This window comes from Streptomyces sp. NPDC006259 (assembly GCF_042870975.1).
In the GTDB taxonomy this organism is placed as follows: Bacteria; Actinomycetota; Actinomycetes; order Streptomycetales; family Streptomycetaceae; genus Streptomyces.
In genome coordinates this window covers 53,409-70,939 of record NZ_JBIAHY010000007.1, presented here as the reverse complement: position 1 = coordinate 70,939, position 17,531 = coordinate 53,409, and the positions used below count along the sequence as shown (strand labels likewise).

General features: G+C 73.7%; 15 protein-coding genes and 1 pseudogene. 7 read left to right on the top strand and 9 right to left on the bottom strand.

The features are described from left to right. Window positions 1-227: 227 nt before the first annotated feature. Together ACFYO5_RS28050 and ACFYO5_RS28045 are read left to right on the top strand one after the other, a co-directional pair. Window positions 228-1,322 carry a DUF5925 domain-containing protein gene (locus ACFYO5_RS28050; RefSeq protein ID WP_388713847.1) on the top strand — a complete coding sequence of 365 codons (1,095 nt, stop codon included), beginning with the start codon at window positions 228-230 and terminating at the stop codon, window positions 1,320-1,322. Window positions 1,323-1,337: 15 nt separating this feature from the next. Beyond that, window positions 1,338-2,105, top strand: coding sequence for a DUF72 domain-containing protein (locus ACFYO5_RS28045; protein ID WP_388713844.1), 768 nt, complete (start codon window positions 1,338-1,340; stop codon window positions 2,103-2,105). A gap of 569 nt (window positions 2,106-2,674) precedes the next feature. Here ACFYO5_RS28045 and ACFYO5_RS28040 read toward each other — a convergent pair. After that, window positions 2,675-3,040 (bottom strand): GntR family transcriptional regulator, encoded by a 366-nt coding sequence (locus ACFYO5_RS28040; RefSeq protein ID WP_388713841.1) that lies wholly within the window; start codon window positions 3,038-3,040, stop codon window positions 2,675-2,677. 69 nt (window positions 3,041-3,109) lie between these two features. Here ACFYO5_RS28040 and ACFYO5_RS28035 point away from each other — a divergent pair, with 69 nt between their 5' ends. After that, a complete protein-coding gene (locus tag ACFYO5_RS28035; RefSeq protein ID WP_388713838.1) occupies window positions 3,110-4,039 on the top strand; it encodes a GNAT family N-acetyltransferase in 930 nt (309 codons plus the stop codon). Next, complete coding sequence (locus tag ACFYO5_RS28030) at window positions 4,020-4,520, top strand: DUF402 domain-containing protein (protein WP_388713835.1); 501 nt, start codon at window positions 4,020-4,022, stop codon at window positions 4,518-4,520. Before ACFYO5_RS28035 ends, ACFYO5_RS28030 begins: the two co-directional genes overlap by 20 nt. On the opposite strand, the gene ACFYO5_RS28025 is transcribed toward ACFYO5_RS28030, so the two are convergent. Then, window positions 4,517-5,167, bottom strand: coding sequence for a class I SAM-dependent methyltransferase (locus ACFYO5_RS28025; RefSeq protein ID WP_388713832.1), 651 nt, complete (start codon window positions 5,165-5,167; stop codon window positions 4,517-4,519). The genes ACFYO5_RS28030 and ACFYO5_RS28025 overlap by 4 nt on opposite strands. 110 nt (window positions 5,168-5,277) lie before the next feature. Between ACFYO5_RS28025 and ACFYO5_RS28020 the strand changes: the two genes are divergently transcribed. Together ACFYO5_RS28020 and ACFYO5_RS28015 are read left to right on the top strand one after the other, a co-directional pair. Then, window positions 5,278-5,412 carry a hypothetical protein gene (locus tag ACFYO5_RS28020; protein WP_086772750.1) on the top strand — a complete coding sequence of 45 codons (135 nt, stop codon included), beginning with the start codon at window positions 5,278-5,280 and terminating at the stop codon, window positions 5,410-5,412. 232 nt (window positions 5,413-5,644) lie between these two features. Then, complete coding sequence (locus ACFYO5_RS28015) at window positions 5,645-6,670, top strand: lytic polysaccharide monooxygenase (protein WP_388713829.1); 1,026 nt, start codon at window positions 5,645-5,647, stop codon at window positions 6,668-6,670. Window positions 6,671-6,758: 88 nt separating this feature from the next. On the opposite strand, the gene ACFYO5_RS28010 is transcribed toward ACFYO5_RS28015, so the two are convergent. Together ACFYO5_RS28010 and ACFYO5_RS28005 are read right to left on the bottom strand one after the other, a co-directional pair. Next, a complete protein-coding gene (locus ACFYO5_RS28010) occupies window positions 6,759-7,658 on the bottom strand; it encodes an esterase/lipase family protein (protein WP_388713826.1) in 900 nt (299 codons plus the stop codon). Between the two features lie 172 nt (window positions 7,659-7,830). Continuing rightward, window positions 7,831-8,274, bottom strand: coding sequence for a MarR family winged helix-turn-helix transcriptional regulator (locus ACFYO5_RS28005; RefSeq protein WP_356563538.1), 444 nt, complete (start codon window positions 8,272-8,274; stop codon window positions 7,831-7,833). A gap of 99 nt (window positions 8,275-8,373) precedes the next feature. Here ACFYO5_RS28005 and ACFYO5_RS28000 point away from each other — a divergent pair, with 99 nt between their 5' ends. Continuing rightward, window positions 8,374-8,748 (top strand): cupin domain-containing protein, encoded by a 375-nt coding sequence (locus tag ACFYO5_RS28000; RefSeq protein ID WP_388713823.1) that lies wholly within the window; start codon window positions 8,374-8,376, stop codon window positions 8,746-8,748. A gap of 128 nt (window positions 8,749-8,876) precedes the next feature. Here ACFYO5_RS28000 and ACFYO5_RS27995 read toward each other — a convergent pair whose 3' ends face one another. The 5 genes and pseudogenes from ACFYO5_RS27995 to ACFYO5_RS27975 all read right to left on the bottom strand — a co-directional run. Next, entirely contained in the window at window positions 8,877-9,881 is a 1,005-nt protein-coding gene (locus ACFYO5_RS27995; RefSeq protein WP_388713820.1) for a hypothetical protein, read from the bottom strand. Further along, complete coding sequence (locus tag ACFYO5_RS27990; RefSeq protein ID WP_388713817.1) at window positions 9,878-13,411, bottom strand: DNA polymerase III subunit alpha; 3,534 nt, start codon at window positions 13,409-13,411, stop codon at window positions 9,878-9,880. Before ACFYO5_RS27990 ends, ACFYO5_RS27995 begins: the two co-directional genes overlap by 4 nt. Window positions 13,412-13,924: 513 nt before the next feature. Further along, window positions 13,925-15,007: a S1 family peptidase gene (locus ACFYO5_RS27985; RefSeq protein WP_388713814.1), complete on the bottom strand. Its 1,083-nt coding sequence runs from the start codon at window positions 15,005-15,007 to the stop codon at window positions 13,925-13,927. Between the two features lie 406 nt (window positions 15,008-15,413). Beyond that, on the bottom strand, window positions 15,414-16,319 hold the full coding sequence (locus tag ACFYO5_RS27980) for a S1 family peptidase (RefSeq protein ID WP_356563546.1): 906 nt from the start codon (window positions 16,317-16,319) through the stop codon (window positions 15,414-15,416). Between the two features lie 371 nt (window positions 16,320-16,690). Then, window positions 16,691-17,473: pseudogene (locus ACFYO5_RS27975) on the bottom strand (FMNH2-dependent monooxygenase); the annotation flags it as partial. Window positions 17,474-17,531: the final 58 nt, after the last annotated feature.

The following is a 17,531-nucleotide window of genomic DNA, read 5'->3' as shown; positions in this document are numbered from 1 at the left end:
CCTCGGCCGGGGCAGTGGGCTGAGCCGAAGGGCCCGGCCCAGGCTAGGGCTCGGCCGACGGGCCCAGCCCAGGCCTTGGGCTCGGCCGACGGGCCCGGCCGGGCGGGCGCGCCCCGCCCCGGCCGGGTCCTTCGGCGTACCGCGCGTCCACGGGACGGATCCGACACACCGGTGCGCAGTGCGGAAACCGGGTGCACACGGGCCGTCCGTGCCGGATCATGGCGGGCATGTCCGCGCACCCACACGACGCCCTGCCGATGCGGCTCAACGTCGACGACTCCGACTCCCCGTCCGACGTCGTCGACGCGCTGTTCCTCGGCCGCTTCGCGACGGGCGAGCAGCCGTACTCCCACGCGGTGAACATCGACCGGCTCCGCTCCGGCGCCGACCTGGTCCCGCCGCACGCGCGCGTGCTGCGCGTCGCCCGCGACGACGACCGCAGCGCCACCCTCGCCGAGGGCGACGGCTGGACGCTGCTGGTCTCCCGCTGGAACCGCGGCGCGGACGTCACCGTCACCGCGACCAGCGCCGAACTCGCCGCCAAGGTGCTCAACGAGGCGACCGACGGCGCGGCGGACGAACCCGAACCCCAGCCGGAGAACGTGACCATGGGCTTCTGGTACGTCTCCCCGCGGCGCGGCCCGCACCGCACCACCCGCCAGATCTCCGCGGGCACCTGGGACGAGATCCGCCCCAACTACACGGCCCCCGTCGCCGAGGCGATGGACCATCTGATGGAGACGACCCCCGACAACATCGCCGGCCGGCTGCTCCTGCTGCACGGCCCGCCCGGCACCGGCAAGACGTCCGCGCTGCGCACCCTGGCCCGCTCCTGGCGGGACTGGTGCCAGGTCGACTGCGTCCTCGACCCCGAGCGCCTGTTCTCCGACGTCGGCTATCTGATGGACATCGCGATCGGCGAGGAGGACGGCCCCGGCAAGGGCCGCTGGCGGCTGCTCCTGCTGGAGGACTGCGACGAGCTGATCCGCGGCGAGGCCAAGCACACGGCGGGCCAGGCCCTGTCCCGGCTGCTCAACCTCACCGACGGCCTGCTCGGCCAGGGGCGCAACGTCCTGGTCGGGGTGACCACCAACGAGGATCTGGAGCGGCTGCACCCGGCGGTCGTGCGGCCCGGCCGCTGCCTGGCCCGGATCGAGGTCGGTCCGCTGACCCGCCGGGAGGCGGTGGACTGGCTCGGCACCGAGGAGGGTGTCGGCCGCGACGGCGCGACCCTCGCCGAGCTGTACGCACTGCGCCGGGGCACCTCCCCGACCTCGCTGCCGGAGCCCCGCGGCGGGGACGACGCGGGGCTGTACCTGTAGTGCTTTGATGGACGCATGACCTTGTTCGTCGGCACGTCGGGGTGGCAGTACAAGGACTGGAAGGGCGTCGTGTACCCGGCCGACGTGCCCGTGCGGCGGTGGCTGGAGGAGTACACGGCGCACTTCGCCACCGTAGAGATCAACAACGCGTTCTACCGGCTGCCCTCGCGCGAGACCTTCGCGTCCTGGGCCGAGCGGGTCCCGCCGGACTTCGTCGTCGCGGTCAAGGCGAGCCGTTACCTCACCCACATCAAGCGGCTGCGGGAGCCCGAGGAACCGGTGCGGCGCCTGATGACCCACGCGGCCGGACTCGGTGACCGTCTCGGCCCGGTCCTGCTCCAGCTGCCGCCGACCCTGCGCGTCGACCCCGGTCTGCTGGACGCCTGCCTGGCCCACTTCCCGTCCGGGACCCGGGTCGCCGTCGAGCCCCGCCACGACTCCTGGTGGACCCCCGAGGTCCGCACGGTCCTGGAGCGCAGGGGCGCGGCCCTGTGCTGGGCCGACGTCCGGTCCCGCCCGGTGACCCCGCTGTGGCGGACCACGGACTGGGGCTACGTCCGCTTCCACCAGGGCCGCGCCCACCCCTGGCCGCACTACGGCCGGCGCGCGCTGGAGACATGGATCGACCGCATCGCCACCACCTGGCCGGCCGGCGCCGACGTGTACGCCTACTTCAACAACGACCCCGGCGGCGCGGCGGTGGTGAACGCGGTGCTGTTCGGAAGACTCGCGGAACGGGCCGGACTGCGACCGACACGGGCGCGCGCCGCGACTACGGGCTGAGGAACGGCACGCCTGGGGAACGACGTGCGCGCTTCGCCGTGCCGGGCGGCTGGGGCGGAGACGCTGCGTGGCGCCACACGGGCGAGCTGCGCCGACGGGTTCGAGCAGGCGGGCACCTGGGCTGCCGACCGGCACATGGCACCGGGCGCCCTCGCTCCGCCGAACGGCTGGGACAGGCACCATGGCCTGAGCGGCTCACGACAGGCCGGACCCGTCACCGGACCGGCGCGGGCAGCGCGAGCAGCCGACGGCGCGGCGGCGCGGGCCGCGCGGGCATCTGATGGATGCGGGCGGCTCTGGCCGCGGGGGCGTCTGGTGCCGGGCAGCGCGGGCCGCGCGGGCATCTGATGCCGGGCGGCTCCGGCCGCGCGGGCATCGGGTGCCCGGCGACTCCGTCAGGGCGAGCGTCCGGTGCCCGGCGACTCAGGCCGCGCGGGCATCTCATGCCGGGCGGCTCCGACAGCGCGGGCGGACGGCGGCGGGCGACTCCCGCCGCGCGCGTCTGATGCCAGGCGACTCCGACAGCGCGGGCGGACGGCGGCGGTGGCCGGGACGGGGGCCGGCATCGCTCAGCCGTTGGCCGCCCGCAGGGCCTCCCGGACCGCTGCCAGAGCCTCCCGCTCGCCCAGGCCCAGCCGGCGGGCCCGCTCCGCGTAGGTCTGCGCGGCGGTGGCGAGTTCCCGCTCCGCCGCCGAGCCCGTGGCGGCGACGAACGTGCCGTTGCGGCCGCGGGTCTCGATCACGCCGTCCTCCTCCAGCGCCCGGTAGGCCTTGGCGACCGTGTTCGCCGCCAGGCCCAGCGACTCGGCCAGGCCCCGCACGGTGGGCAGCCGATGGCCCACGGGCAGCGTCCCCGACCGGGCCTGTTCAGCGATCTGCGCCCTCACCTGCTCGTACGGCGCGACGCCCTCAACGATGTCGATCTTCAAGGTCACCGGCCGATTGTCCCGCACCCGCCGGAAAATGGGAGGCATCGCGCGGCTCGGACGCATACCGTGCGCCGTATGACCGTCATCGTGCGCGACCTGCGTCCCGAGGTGCCGGCGGACGTCGAGGGCTTCGTGCGGGTACGCCGCGCCGCCCTGCCGTTCATGGTGTCCACCCCGGAGTCCGTGGTCCACGACCTCACCCGCACCCATCCCGACGCCCGTTTCCGGCAGCTCCTCGCCGAGGCGGACGGCGAGATCGTCGGCACGGCCCAGGTGGGCCTCGCCCACGACAGCCCGGAGCCCGGCCAGGGCGCCCTCAACGTGTACGTCCACCCGGCGCACCGGCGCCGGGGTGCCGGAACGCTGCTGGCCCGCGCGGGCGAGGAGCATCTGGAAGGGAACGGGGCGACGCGGACGCTCGCCTGGGTCCTGGACGAGCCGGACAACCGCGGTTTCGCCGAGGGGCGCGGCTACCGGGCGAGCCGCTCCGCGCACTTCCTCCGCCTGGACCTGGCGAACGGCACGCTGCCACCGCTCCAGGACCCCCCGCCCGGCGTCGAACTGCGCACCGCCGCGGACTTCGCCGACGATCCCCGCCCGTTCTTCGAGCTGGACGCGGAGACGACCGCGGACGAACCGGGCGACGTCGGGGCCGAGTTCACCGACTACGAGGCCTGGCTGGCGGAGACCTGGCGGCATCCGCTGCTCGACCTCGGCCTGACCACGGTGGCCGTCGTCGACGGCCGTCCCGCCGCGTTCACCGCGGTGCGCACGGACGGCGCGACCCGCTACACCACCGGCATGACCGGCACGGCCCGCGCCCATCGCGGCCGGGGCCTGGCCAAGCTCGCCAAGAACGCCTCGCTGCACCGCGCCCGCGCCGCGGGGTACCGGGAGGCGTTCACCGGCAACGACACGGGCAACGCCCCGATGCTCGCCGTCAACAAGTGGATCGGCTACGAGATCTGTGCGACCGAGGTGCGCTATGCCCGTGAACTCGACTGACCCCGCCCGACTCGTGGACGTCGTCCTCGTCAAGGGCGGCCGGACGAAGATCCGGTACCCCGCCGAGCTGCTCTCCGACGACGGCACCAGGATCGCCGTCCGGGCGCCGTGGGCGAGCGAGGGCGTACGGGACTTCGGTTTCGTGCGGTTCGAGCCCGGTGACGTCTTCACGGAGTTCTACTGGCGGGACCGCTGGTACTCCGTGAAGGAGGTCCGGGGCCCGTCCGGCGCGCTGAAGGGCTGGTACTGCGACATCACCCGCCCGGCGATCCTCACCGGCACCGAGCTGGTCGTCGAGGACCTCGACCTGGACCTGTGGCGCTCCGCCGACGGCAGTGACGTACGGCGGCTGGACGAGGACGAGTTCGCGGAGAGCGGGCTGGCCGGGCGGGACCCGGGGGCGGCGGGTGCCGCGATGGCGGCGCTCGACGAGCTGGAGGCCCTGGCCCGCGGCGACCGCTTCGGGGAGCTGGCCGGCTAGGACGGCACGGTCGCCACCGCCGCGTACCGCTCGTCCGCCACCGCCCCGCCCCACAGCCGCGGGTCGTCCGACAGCCGCTCCACGCGCGTGTGCGCGGTGAGCGGCGTCAGCAGGGCGGTGAGCCGGTCCGCCGGTATGCCGACGGGGCTGACGGTGCCCCACACGCCCTCCACGAGGACGAGCCGCCCGCCGGGGCGCAGCAGGTCGCGCCAGTGCCGCAGGGCGCGGCCGGGGTCCGGCAGGGCCCACAGCACATGCCGTACGAGTACGGTGTCGAAGCGCTCCTCGCCGATCGGCGGTGCCGCCGCGTCACCGACCAGGAACACCGCGTCACGGCCGGCGAGTTTGGCGCGGGCCCGGTCGATCATCGCCGGGGAGAGGTCGACGCCCGTGACGCGATGGCGGCGCTCCGCGGCGAGGAGCGACAGGCTGCCGGTGCCGCACCCGAGGTCCAGCAGGTCGCCGGGCCGGTCCGGGAGCCAGTCGCGCAGCCGGTCCGCCGAGGCGGCGCGCACGTCCGGGTCGCGCAGCCCGTGGTCGGGTTCCTCGTCGAACGTCTCGGCCCGCGCGTCCCAGTCGACACGGGCCGAAGTCGTCCCGTCACGGTGGTTTGTCGTGGGCCCAAGAGTGACACCCACCACTGACAACCGAATCGTGACAGCCGCCACTGACAGAACAGGTGGCGATGAGGAACTCTCCCGGAACGGGTCTACCTCCGTGAGAACGCGGAACTCGGTGGACCCTGAAGGAGGCAGCCATGCGCCGTACGACCGTGCAGAAGCCCCTGAAGAAGACGGAATCCCGCAGGATCCGCGAGGAGACCGACGAGCGTCCCGCCGGTCGTCCCGAGGTGCGCAAGGACATCGCACGCACCTGGTGGCCGGACGGGTGAGGCCCGCCGCGGCCCGCCTCGCCGAGCGGTCAGGCCTTCACGGCCGGTCCGTCGGTCTGTGTCGCGGGCCGGATCTCGCCGCGCCGGCCGTGCCGCGCACGCCACCTGACTGATCCCCGTCTCAGCAGGCCCTTAAGGGGACTTTAAAGATCGTCCAGTCCGGTCCACGGCAGGCGATTCCGGGGTTTCTTGGTTCCGGCACACATCAGCACCGGTTCCGAGGAGATCCCCCATGCCCGCACGCCGCAAGGCCGCCGCCGTCGCCCTGGGTCTGGCCCCGCTGGCCATGACCGCGCTGTCCGCGAGCCCGGCGGCCGCGCACGGATCGATGGGCGACCCGGTGAGCCGCGTCGCGCAGTGCTACGCGGAAGGCCCCGAGAGCCCCGGGTCGGACGCCTGCGCGGCCGCCGTCGCGGCGGGCGGGACGCAGGCGCTGTACGACTGGAACGGCATCCGTATCGGTGACGCCGGCGGCCGGCACCGGGAGTTGATCCCGGACGGAAAGCTGTGCAGCGCGGGCAACGCCGAGTTCGCGGGCCTCGACCTGGCTCGCGGGGACTGGCCGGCGACGAGCGTGCGCGGCGGGTCGTACCCGTTCGCCTACCGGGTGACCGCCCCGCACAAGGGCACCTTCACGGTGTACGTCACCAAGGAGGGCTACGACCCGACGCGGCCGCTGGCCTGGGCCGACCTGGATCTGGAGCATCCGGTGGCGACGGCCACCGACCCGGTCGCGGCCGGCGGCTTCTCTTCGTTCTCCGGCTCGCTGCCCGAGCGTTCGGGGCGGCATGTGCTGTACGCGGTGTGGCAGCGCTCGGACAGCCCCGAGGCGTTCTACTCCTGCTCGGACGTCACCTTCGGCGGGGCGGCGGGCGGTTCGACCGGCGGCTCGGCCCCGGCACCGTCCTCGCCGTCCGAGTCCGGGCCGGCCCCGTCCGCGCCGTCGGAGGAGCAGATCGAGGACGGTGCCGACAAGTCGACGATCGAGCACCACGGGCACGGCGACGACGACCCCGCCACCACGACGGACCCGTCGTCGGCCCCGTCGTCGAAGCCCTCCGCCGCCGGGGCCGACGAGCCGAGGACGGCAGTGGCCGGGGCCGTGGCCGGGGCCGGGGAGAGCCTCGCCGAGACCGGCGGCGACGCCGGCACGGGGTACCTCGCGGTCGGCGGGGCGGCCGTGCTGGCGCTGGGGGCGGGGGTGCTGTTCGCGTCGGTGCGGCGGCGCGCGGTGGGCGGCGGCCGGGGCGGCCGCTGATCCGACGGACTCCGGGGCCCGACCGGCGGCTCAGGCCGGCCGGGCCCCGGGCGGGACCGCCTCCGTCACCCCGGCGGGACCGCCTCCGTCAGCTGAGGGCGGAGGCGCAGGTGGTCGTGGTGGCGTGGGCCGGGTCGAGCGCGTTGGCCACCTCGTGGAAGGCGATCCGGTCGGTGAGAGCGATCAGCGCGTGCTCGGACAGGTCGAGCGGGCACAAGTCCTGGATGAGGATGTTCCTGACGTTCGCCCCGCTCAGGAACTGCGTCCGGTGCGGCGTCACCACCTCGTCGTAGCGGGTGGCGATGACCGTGTAGCGGACGCCGGGGACGGTGTCGCCGCCCTCGTTCAGCTTCTTCATGAAGTCGGAGCCGACGAGCTGCTGGCCGAGGGCGGGGGTGGCGGCGGTGAGGAGTTCCTCGGCGCCGGGGAAGAAGGGCAGCAGGTGGGTGAGCCCGCCGAGGGTGGCGCCGTGGTTGTTGGGGGCGATGCCGACGAGGGCGTTCACCTTGGGGGCTCCGCCGAGGAACCTGAGGTAGTAGCGGGGCATCATGCCGCCCTGGGAGTGGCCGACGAGGTCGGCCTCGGTGGCGCCGGTCGCGGCGAGCACCTTGTCGACGTAGGCGGACAGTTGTTCGGCCGACTTCTCGATGGGGCCGAGGGCGTGGAAGAAGGGGACGCCCGGCAGTTGGCCGTAGTCGAGGGAGAAGACGCAGTATCCGCGGTGTTCCAGGTACGGCGCGAGGCCGAGCCAGTTGTCGACGGAGTTGCCGAAGGTGCCGTGGACGAGGACGACGGGGCGGGGGTGTGCGGCGGAGGGCCGGCAGCTGTAGTCGTTCCAGCCTCCTCGTCCCGCGACTTCGCTCGAGTGGGGGGCTGCTCCGCTCTGAGCGGTGGCGGCGTGGGCGGCGGTCGCGGCCGGGACGGCGGTGGCCGCGGTCGCCAGCAGCAGGGCGGCGAGTGGTCCGAGCAGGCGCTTCCAGGGCGGCATCGCGTGATCTCCTTGCGGCTCAAGGGAGGTTCGACGGCCTTACGCCTGGTGATCCGGATCACGAGGATGCTGTTCACTCGTCAAGTTACGGGCGAGTAGCCGAGGCGTGAAGTTACGCGTCGGTAAAAACTTCCTGAGGCGGTCGACGACGACGGGGGCACCTGACGCCGGATCACCAGGAGGGCCTGAGGGGACCGTAGGGGGCGATTCGCGCCAAACGGTCGCACAACACGCGGACTTCACCCTCCCCGAGGATCTCCGCCCACGCGCGCACGGCGTCGGCCGCGGCCTCCTCCGCGGCGCGGGTGCACTCCCAGCCGCGCCCGGTGAGGACGACCAGCCGGGCCCGCGCGTCCGTGGGATGCGGCCGCCGCTCGACGTACCCCTTGCGGACCAGTTCGTCGACGAGCTGACTGGCCGCCTGCTTGGTCACCCCCAGGTGCGCGGCCAGCTCGGTGACGGTCGCCCCGTCCGGGGCGAGCCGGGTGAAGGCGAAGCCGTAGGCGGGCCGCCCCTCGAACCCGCGCGCCTCCACGCCGTCGTTGATGCGTCGCGTGAGGTCACCGGCCGCGGCGAGCAGGGTGGCGGTCAGGGCGAGGGCGTCGGATTTCTGCACGTCCGCATTGAAACACCCTTGACGTTTTAGTCAAGCTGCTTGACCATAAAAGCAGCCGGACTAGTCAAGCAGCTTGACCAATTTCGTCAGGAGACACCCATGCCGTTCGTCCGCTCCTCCGACGCCGTGACCCACGAGATCCACGGCGCCCGCTTCGTCTCGTACGCCACCCCCGCCTCCGGCAGCAAGGAGCTGGCCGCCTGGCGGGGCGAGATCCCGCCGGGCACGAGGGCTCCCGCGCACACGGTCAGCCGGGAGGAGATCCTCCACGTCCTCGTCGGCGAACTGGCCCTCACGCTCGACGGCCGTACCGAGCGGGTCGGCGCGGGCGACACCGTGATCGTCAACGCCGGGTCGACCCTGCGGGTCGAGAACCCGACGGATCACACCGCGATCACCTGGGTCACCACCTCCGTCGGCCTGACGGCGGAACTGGCCGACGGGACCCTGATCACTCCTCCGTGGGCGAACTGATCCCGGCGGCGAACAGCTCGGAGCGGACCGGCCCGCCCGCGGCCTCGCCCCTGCCGCGCGGCCGCGGAGCCGCGGAGCCGCGGAGCCGCGGAGCCGCGGAGCCGCCAGACCCTGCCGCGCGAGCCCTCTCACGCCGCCAGCGCCCCCGGCATCACCGCCCGCGGGCCGAACTTCGCCCGCGCGCGGTCGGCGACCTCCTCCAGGCGGCGGGCCTTCTCGTCGACGGGGTCGAAGGAGAGCTGGTGGGAGGCCTCTTCGGCGGAGGTGAGGCCCTCGGCGCGCAGGGCGATCGCGCGGACGCGGGCGCGTTGGAGGCCGAGGGCCTCGTACAGGGTGTACGCGGTCCTCGTCAGGTCCGCCGAGTGCGCGGTCGGCTCCCCGAGGGTGCGGGTGCGGGTGGTGGAGACGGGGGTCCTCCCGCTGGAGCCTGTTCGGGGGCGGACGAGGTCGGCGTAGCGGACGGTGAGGGTCAGGGAGCGGCAGACCTTCTCCACGGCCCGCAGCCGGGAGCCCAGTTCCTCGGCGGCCGACAGCAGCGCCCTGCGGTGCCGGTGCGGGTCCAGCTCGTCGCGCTCGAAGGCGCGTTCGGCGGCGAGGGAGCTGGAAACGGCGTTGCGGACGACCCGGCCGCGGTCGACGCCGTTCGCCTTCTCGTGGAGTTCGCGGCCCGTCCTCGCGCCGGCCAGGCGCTGAAGCGTGGAGAGCGGCGCGGCGGCGACCCGGCCGAGGGTGTCGAGGCCGTACTCGCACAGGGTGCGGGCGGTGGCGGGGCCGACGCCGGGGAGCGAGGCGACGGGCTTCCCGGCGAGGAACTCCCGCGTCCCGTCCTCGGTCACGGCGCAGGTCACTCCCGGCCGGGCGGCCCGCAGGGCCATGCGGGCCAGCATCGGGCCCGGCCCGGCGCCGATCACGCAGTCGACCCCGTACAGGGCGAGCGAGCGCACCCGGATCACGGACGCCAGCTCGACGGCGCCACGCCCGAAGTACCGTTCGGCGCCCCGCAGGTCGACCAGCGCCCCGTCCGGCGGCAGCGCCTCGACGACGGGGCTGAACTCCTCCAGGAGCCCGAGCAGCCCCGGCAGGGCCGCCTCGTACATCGGAGGCAGCTGGAAACGTACGCAGAGGATGGTCATCCCGCACTCCCCGGACTCTGGTGCCACAACTTCCTTCCCACCGCCGGGCCTTCGCCCGCGGGGCGCAGATCGGACCAGGGGTGCATCTCGTACCCCGTGGACATGCGGATGCGCCGCCGCTCCATCGCGTCCTGGGCGGCGGAGCCGGCCGGCGCGGGCAGCCCGTCCGAACCGGCGAGCCGCCTGCGTGCCGGACCGTCGCGGTCGTCGCCGCCGCCGTCGCCGCCGTCGCCGCTGCCGTCGCCGGGCGTCGAGTGAGGGCCGGTCGGAGCGGCCAGCCGCGCCGCGACCTCGTCCAGGCCTCCCTCGGCGCGGACTTCGGCGAGTTCGGCGAGGTTCCAGGCGGCGGCGCCCACCACGCTGAGGCTGTGCGGTCCGCGGCGCTGCACCACTCCGCGTACCAGCAGCAGCCAGGAGTGGAAGACGGTGTGGGCGCAGGCGTCGTGGGAGTCGTCGAAGAAGGCGAGGTCGACCAGTCCGGTGCCGTCGTCGAGGGTGGAGAAGATGACCCGCTTGCCGGAGCGGATCGGCGGGGTCTGGGTGGCCGCCTTGGCGCCCGCGACCAGCACCGTCTCGCCGTGCCGCGCCTGGCGCAGCCGCCGCGCCGACACCACGCCCAGCTCGTCCAGGAACTCCCGGTGGTCGTCCATCAGATTGCGTGAGGCGTCCATCGACAGCACCCCCAGCTCGGCGCTGAGCCGCTCCGCCGAGGACAGGTCGGGCAGTCCGGCCGGGGCGGTCTCGCGGCCTCCCGCCAGCGGGAGCTGGCCACCGCCCCCGCCCCGCGCGCCCCGGTGCAGCTCGGCCAGATGCAGTTGCAGGTCACGCCGGTTGGCGCCGAAGGCGTCCAACGCGCCGACCTGGGCCAGGCGTTGCGCGAGCGGACGGCTGGGGCGCGCCCGTTCCCAGAAGTCGAGCAGTGAGGCGTACGGCTGTCCGTCCGCGATCCGCTTCGCCTCGGCCTCGCTGATGCCGTGCACATCGCGGAGGGCGAGCCGCAGACCCCGGACAGCCGACGGTGATTCAGACACCAGTTCGATACGGTGGGCGACGCCCGACCGGTTCACGTCCAACGGCAGGATCGGCACCCCCCGCCGCCGCGCGTCCGCCAGCAGCAGCCGCTTCGGGTACATCCCGGGGTCGTGCGTGAGCAGCCCGGCGTAGAAGGCGGCCGGGTGGTGCGCCTTCAGCCAGGCCGACTGGTACGTCGGTACGGCGAAGGCGACCGCGTGCGCCTTGCAGAAGCCGTAGGACCCGAAGGCCTCGACGATCTCCCAGGTCCGCCGAATCGTTTCCGCGTCATAGCCGTTCGCCGCCGCCCGCTGCCCGAACCACGCCTTGATCCGCCCCTGCGACTCCGGGTCGGACAGCCCGCGCCGGATCCGGTCGGCCTCGCCGCGCCCACAGCCGGTCAGGATCGCCACGATGTCGATGATCTGCTCGTGGAACACGACGACCCCGTACGTCCCCTTCAGCGGCTCCGCCAGATCCGGGTGCGGGTAGCGGACGGGCGCCCGCCCGTGCCGTGCCTCGATGAACGGCCGCACCATGTCGGCGGCGACCGGCCCCGGCCGGAACAGCGAGATGTCGACGACCAGGTCGTGGAAGGTGGCCGGCTGGAGCCGCCCGACCAGATCGCGCTGCCCCGGCGACTCGATCTGGAAGCAGCCCAGCGTCTCGGCGGAGCGGATCAGCCGGTACGTCGCCGGGTCGCCGGGGTCCACCGCGTCCAGGTCGATCCGCTCCCCCGTCGCGCGCTCCACCTCCGCGACCGCGTGGGCCATCGCCGACTGCATCCGCACCCCGAGCACGTCCAGCTTGAGCAGCCCGAGATCCTCGACGTCGTCCTTGTCGAACTGTGCCATCGGGAACCCCTCGCCGCTGGTCGGCACGACCGGCGTACGGGAGAGGAGGGAGGCGTCGGAGAGCAGGACCCCGCAGGGGTGCATGGCGATTCCGCGCGGAAGGGCGTCGAGGGCCTCGACCAGCTCCCACAGCTTGCCGTACTTCTCCCGCTCCGCCGCGAGCGGCTTCAGCTCGGGCAGCTCGGCCAGGGCCGCGCGGGCGTCCCGCGCCCTGATGTGCGGGAAGGCCTTGGCGACGCGGTCGATCTCGGCCGGGTCCATGGACAGGGCCGCGCCGACGTCCCTGATCGCGTGGCGGACCCGGTACGTCTCCGGCATCGCGACCGTCGCGACCCGCTCGGTGCCGAACCGGCCGATGATCGCGCGGTAGACCTCCAGCCGGCGCGCGGACTCCACGTCGATGTCGATGTCGGGCAGCACCACCCGTTCCCTGGACAGGAAGCGTTCCATCAGCAGTCCGTGCTCGACCGGATCGGCGTGGGCGATCCCCAGGAGGTGGTTGACCAGCGAGCCCGCGCCGGAGCCGCGTGCGGCCACCCGGACACCCATGTCCCGTACGTCGTCCACCACCTGGGCGACCGTCAGGAAATAGGAGGCGAACCCGTGGTGGGCGATGATGTCCAGCTCGTGGTGCATCCGCTCCCAGTAGTCGCGCCGGCCGGCGTATCCCCGCCGGACCATCCCCGCCGTCGCCCGCGAGGCCAGCGTCCGCTGCGCGGTACGGCGGCCGGCGCCGACCAGGTGGGGTTCGGGGAAGTGGACGGTGCCGATACCCAGGTCGTCCTCCGGGTCGACCAGGCACTCGGCGGCCGTCGCCCGGGTCTGTTCCAGCAGCCGGTGGGCGGTGTCCCGCCGGAAGCCCGCGGCCTCCACGATCCGCTCGGCGGCCCGCAGCATGGCGTCCGCGCCCTTCAGCCAGGCCTCACCGGAGTCCATCTCCTTGGCCGGGTCGATGGGCACCAGGAGGCGGGCGGCGTCCAGGACGTCGGCGACCGGCCCCTGACCGGGGTCGGCGTACCGGACGGCGTTGCTGAGCACCGGGCGGATCCGCTGTTCGGCGGCGAATCCGACGGTACGGGCGGCAAGGCGCAGGGAGCCGGGTCCGGTGCCCGTCCGGCCGTGCCAGACGGCCTCCAGACGCAGGGCGTCACCGTAGGCCTCCCGCCAGGGGGCGAGGAGACCGGCCGCGCGGTCCGGCCGGCCCGCGGCGAGGGCGCGGCCGACGTCGGAGCCGGGTCCGAGCAGCACGGTCAGACCGTCGCCATGGTTGTCCTCCCAGCTCAGCAGGGGTGTGTCCGGTGCCGTGTGGGCGGCGGTGACGAGCCGGCACAGATCGGCCCAGCCCTGGGCGCCGTCCCGGGCGAGAAAGGTGACACGGGGGGCCGACTCGTCGACGAAGGCGCCTCCGCGGACCGGGGTGCGGCGCCTCTCCTTGCGCACCGGCTCGGGGGCCGTCACCGCCAGGTCCACCCCGAACAGCGGACGTACGCCCGCCTTCGCACAGGCCTTGGCGAAGCGGACCGTACCGGCGAGGGTGTCACGGTCGGTGAGGGCGAGGGCGTCCATGCCCCGCTCGAAGGCGCGCTCGGCGAGCCGCTCCGGGTGCGAGGCGCCGTACCGCAGGGAGTATCCGGAGACGGTGTGCAGATGCGTGAAATCCGGCATACGCACCTCCCGCACTCACGAGTCCGACCGAGCCCGCCGGGTCCGGGCGCCAGGTCCCGGAAACAGGCTATCGAACATCTGTTCCCAACTCTCTCACCCCCACCATAGACCAAATCCCGAACACGTGTACGACGACCGTCCGGCCGCCTCCCGCTCCCCTGCCCGCCACCCTCCCCCTGCTTCCCCACCGCCTCTCACATGCGCAAACGCGGAAGTCCCGCCCTTCACGCGCGGGGCGGGACCTTCCTCGGGATGGGGTCGACGGTGGCGGTCGGGGTGTCGGCGGGGGTGTCGGGCCGGTGGCGGTCGAGGTGTCGACCGGATGCCGACCGGGGTCTCGGTCGGGTCTCGGTCGGGGCTCGGCCGGGGGTGCCAGCCTGGGTGCCGGCCGGGGGTCTCGACCCAGTGGCGGTCGGGGTGCCTGCCCGATGCCGCCGGGGTGTCAGGCCGGTGGCGGTCGGGGTGCCTGCCCGATGCCGCCGGGGCGCCGACCGGGGTGCCGGCCGGGGTGCGTCAGCCGATCCGGGTGCCCGTCGCCGACAGCGCCTCCGTCACGGGCTGGAAGAACGTCTCCCCGCCCGAGGCGCAGTCGCCGCTGCCGCCGGAGGTGAGGCCGATCGCGCTGGCGCCCGAGAAGAGGGAGCCACCGCTGTCGCCGGGCTCGGCGCAGACGTCGGTCTGGATGAGACCGTTGACGACGTCGCCGTTGCCGTAGTTCACGGTGGCGTCCAGGCCGGTGACCGTGCCGTCGTGCACCTGGGTCGTCGAGCCGCTGCGGGTGACCTTCATGCCGACGGTGGCCTCGGCGGCGCCGGTGATCGCCTGGGCGGAGCCGTTGTGGAGATTCACCTCGCTCGGGTGGTCGACCTCGGCCGTGTACCTGACCAGGCCGTAGTCGTCGCCGGGGAAGCTGGAGGTCTCGGTGGTGCCGATCTCGGCACCGGAGGAGTCCGACCAGGTCGAGATCGACTCGGTGCAGTGGCCGGCGGTCAGGAAGTACGGCTTGCCGCCCTTGACCACGTTGAAGCCGAGCGAGCAGCGCCCGCCGCTGCCGTTGATCGCGTCGCCGCCCGCCACGAAGGGGGTGAACTCGCCCTTGCCGCGGCGGAGTTCGGCCTTGGCGCCGAGCCCCTCGACGACCTCGGCGAGCTTGGCCCACTCGGTGGTGGAGACCGTGCGGTCGGCCGTGACGACGATCTTGTTCGTGGTCGGGTCCGTCACCCAGGCGGTGCCCGGGACGGCCGCGTCCTTCTTGAGCGTCGTACGGGCGCTCGCCAGCTCGGCGAGGGAGTTCTGAACGAGTCTGGCCTCGGCGCCGGCCGCCTCGACGGTCTTCGCGGCGGCCTCGTCGAGCACGTTCACGACGAGGTTCCTGCTCCGCGCGTCGTAGTAGACGCCTGCCGCGTCGGCGCCGAGGTCCGCGCCGAGCGTCGAGCCGAGCTCTCCCGCCGCGAGGGCGGACAGGAGCCGGGGTCGCGGGGTGTCCGGGGTTTCGCTGGCGTTCGCGGTCTGGAAGGTGACTCCTGCCGCGACGAGAGCGGCGATGCCCGCTCCCGTCACGACGGCCCGCCGCCCGGATATGCGTCGGTGCTTCAACTCGGGTCCTCCTGTGGGGGACGGGCCGGACGGCCGTGGGGGCCGCCACGGCCCGGAAGGCTGGGTTGACGAGCGTTCACTCTTCCGAACCGCACAGGGAGCACACAAGGTCGGATCGAGGACGCGCACAGGGTGGGCACCGCGCGCCCTTCGCGTCTTCACCACCCTCGGACCGGCCCGGAGGCCGGACGGGGTCAACCCGGGAAGGACGTGAGCAGTTGGGGATCGCGAACGCCGGGACGACCCGGGCCCACCGGCACCACCGGGTCCACCAGGTCCACGGCACCACCGGGTCCACGGCACCGCTGTCTCCACCAGGTCCACCGGGTCCCCGCGAACCACACGGACAGACGTGAGCCCCCGCACGCCGATCGCGTGCGGGGGCTCACTCCTGGAACACTCCGGGTTAGAACACGCTGACGCCGTACGCGTTCAGCGCCTCCACCACGGGCTGGAAGAACGTCGTGCCGCCGGAGGTGCAGTTGCCGCTGCCGCCGGAGGTCAGGCCGTAGGCCACGCCGTTGCTGCCGTAGAGCGAGCCGCCGGAGTCGCCGCCCTCGGCACAGACGTTGGTCTGGATCATGCCGTAGACCACGTCGCCGCCACCGTAGTTGACGGTCGCGTTGAGCGCGGTGACCCGTCCGCTGTGGGTGCCGGTGGTCGAGCCGTCGCGGTAGACGGTGGTGCCCACGGTCGGGTTGGCCGCGCGGGTGATGTCCACACCGCCGGCGGTGCCCGCCTTGGCGACCGAGGTGTTGGTGTACCGGACGATGCCGTAGTCGTTCGTCGGGAAGCTGGAGCCCGCCGTGGTGCCGAGCGTCGTGGTGTGGGACGAGTTGGACCACCACGTGCCGGCGCCGTCGGTGCAGTGACCGGCGGTCAGGAAGTAGTAGTTGCCCGCGCTGTCACGGACGTTGAAGCCGAGGGAGCAGCGCCAGCTACTCGCATAGATGGCGTCGCCGCCTTGGATGTACTTCTGGAACTTGCCCTCGGTGCGCTTGATCGTCAGGGCGTCGGCGTTGCCGCCGGCCTGCTCCTTGATCTTCGCGATCTCGGCCTGGGACACCGTGCTGTCGACGGTGACCACGAGCCGGTTGGTCTTGCTGTCGACCGCCCAGGCGGTGCCCGGGACGTCGGCCTTGAGCACCGAGCTGCCGGCGCTCTTGAGTTCCGCGGCGCTGAAGGGGGTGGTGTCCGCGGCACTCGCGTGGGGGATGGCGATGGCGGCGGCGGCCACGAGACCGGTGGAGACGGCGATCAGCCGAGTGCGTCTGGTGATGCCGCTGGTGGCGGTGGTGCGCTTGATCCTCACGTTTCGTTCCCTCCCAGGGGAAATCGGGGGCCCGCGTGGGGTCGGGGCCCGTGAGGCGCAGTCGGGGGTCGTCGCATGTCCGGATTCCGAACAGACCATGCCCCTGACAATCGCTGAGGGGGAGTATTCGGCCGAACGACCGGTCGGCGCAAGGGCACCTTTCGGCCGTCGAGCCCTGCGTCACGCGGGTGGGCCGGGCGCCGGCCGCCCGCCCGGAGCGGGGTTCGCCGTACGGCGCGAAGCGTCCCGGTACAGACCAACTCGGCTCGTACGGGCCGATGTCGATACCCCGGGACCACCGCCGTGAGCGCCAACCCCGCACCGTCGGCCACCCAAGCCGCGAGATGTCCGGAAGTCGCCCCTCCGGTCCGTCACGTCGGCCCTCCCGCGTACTGCCCGACCGGCCGGGCCAGGCCCAGGTGCTCCCGGAGGGTGTCGCCCGGATAGAAGGTGCGGAACAGGCCTCGGTGCTGGAGCAGCGCCACCGTGCCGTTGACCAACCGCTCCAGGTCCCGGCGCGGTTCGACGGGGATGAGGTGGAAGCCGTCGACGGCACCGTCCTGGTGCCAGGAGGCGATCAGGTCGGCGAGGTCGACGGGGCCGCCCCGATAGAGGGGGCCGCGCGCGCTGTGCCGGGGGCCGCCCCCGCCATGGCCGGGCTCTGCGGCGTGCTCGCCGTCGCCCAGGTCGATCACCAGCGCCGCCAGGACCCGCAGCGAATCCGGGTCCCGGCCGAACTCGGTCGCCTCGGACCGAAGTTGCTCACGCACCGACCGCGCCTGCGCGCGGCTCGTCACCCGCGTCAGTACGACGTCGGCGTACCGGGCGACGGTGCGGCGGGCCTGACCCGCGTCGGCGTCGGCGTCGACCACGCGCACGGGGTGCCCCCGCGGGAAGAGGCCGGTGAGGCCGTGGGGCACCTCCTCGCCGTCGGACGCGTCGGTCCGCCAGCCGGCCCGGCCCCGGCTGACCCGGTCCAGGGCGGCGACGGCGGCCTCGACGGGGCGGGGCTCGGCGGGCGGGACGGTGACCGTGGGCACCAGGCCGATGCGATGCGTGGCCGGCGCCGCCCGCGACAGCACATCCACCGCGTCAAGTCCGCCCCCGGCGCCGGGGCCGACTCCGGATCCGACTCCGGGTGCGGGCCCGGGTCCAGATCCGGGCCCAAGTCCAAGTCCAAGTCCGGGTCCGGGTCCGGCTCCGAGTCCGACG

What these genes read in the sequence shown, in the direction of transcription:
- ACFYO5_RS27995 (WP_388713820.1), bottom strand. Translation starts at nt 9,881, where the DNA reads ATGACCATCCTCTGCGTACGTTTCCAGCTGCCTCCGATGTACGAGGCG.
- ACFYO5_RS28000 (WP_388713823.1), top strand. Translation starts at nt 8,374, where the DNA reads ATGCCGTTCGTCCGCTCCTCCGACGCCGTGACCCACGAGATCCACGGC.
- ACFYO5_RS28020 (WP_086772750.1), top strand. Translation starts at nt 5,278, where the DNA reads ATGCGCCGTACGACCGTGCAGAAGCCCCTGAAGAAGACGGAATCCCGC.
- ACFYO5_RS27990 (WP_388713817.1), bottom strand. Translation starts at nt 13,411, where the DNA reads ATGCCGGATTTCACGCATCTGCACACCGTCTCCGGATACTCCCTGCGG.
- ACFYO5_RS28050 (WP_388713847.1), top strand. Translation starts at nt 228, where the DNA reads ATGTCCGCGCACCCACACGACGCCCTGCCGATGCGGCTCAACGTCGAC.
- ACFYO5_RS28015 (WP_388713829.1), top strand. Translation starts at nt 5,645, where the DNA reads ATGCCCGCACGCCGCAAGGCCGCCGCCGTCGCCCTGGGTCTGGCCCCG.
- ACFYO5_RS28035 (WP_388713838.1), top strand. Translation starts at nt 3,110, where the DNA reads ATGACCGTCATCGTGCGCGACCTGCGTCCCGAGGTGCCGGCGGACGTC.
- ACFYO5_RS28030 (WP_388713835.1), top strand. Translation starts at nt 4,020, where the DNA reads ATGCCCGTGAACTCGACTGACCCCGCCCGACTCGTGGACGTCGTCCTC.
- ACFYO5_RS28010 (WP_388713826.1), bottom strand. Translation starts at nt 7,658, where the DNA reads ATGCCGCCCTGGAAGCGCCTGCTCGGACCACTCGCCGCCCTGCTGCTG.
- ACFYO5_RS28045 (WP_388713844.1), top strand. Translation starts at nt 1,338, where the DNA reads ATGACCTTGTTCGTCGGCACGTCGGGGTGGCAGTACAAGGACTGGAAG.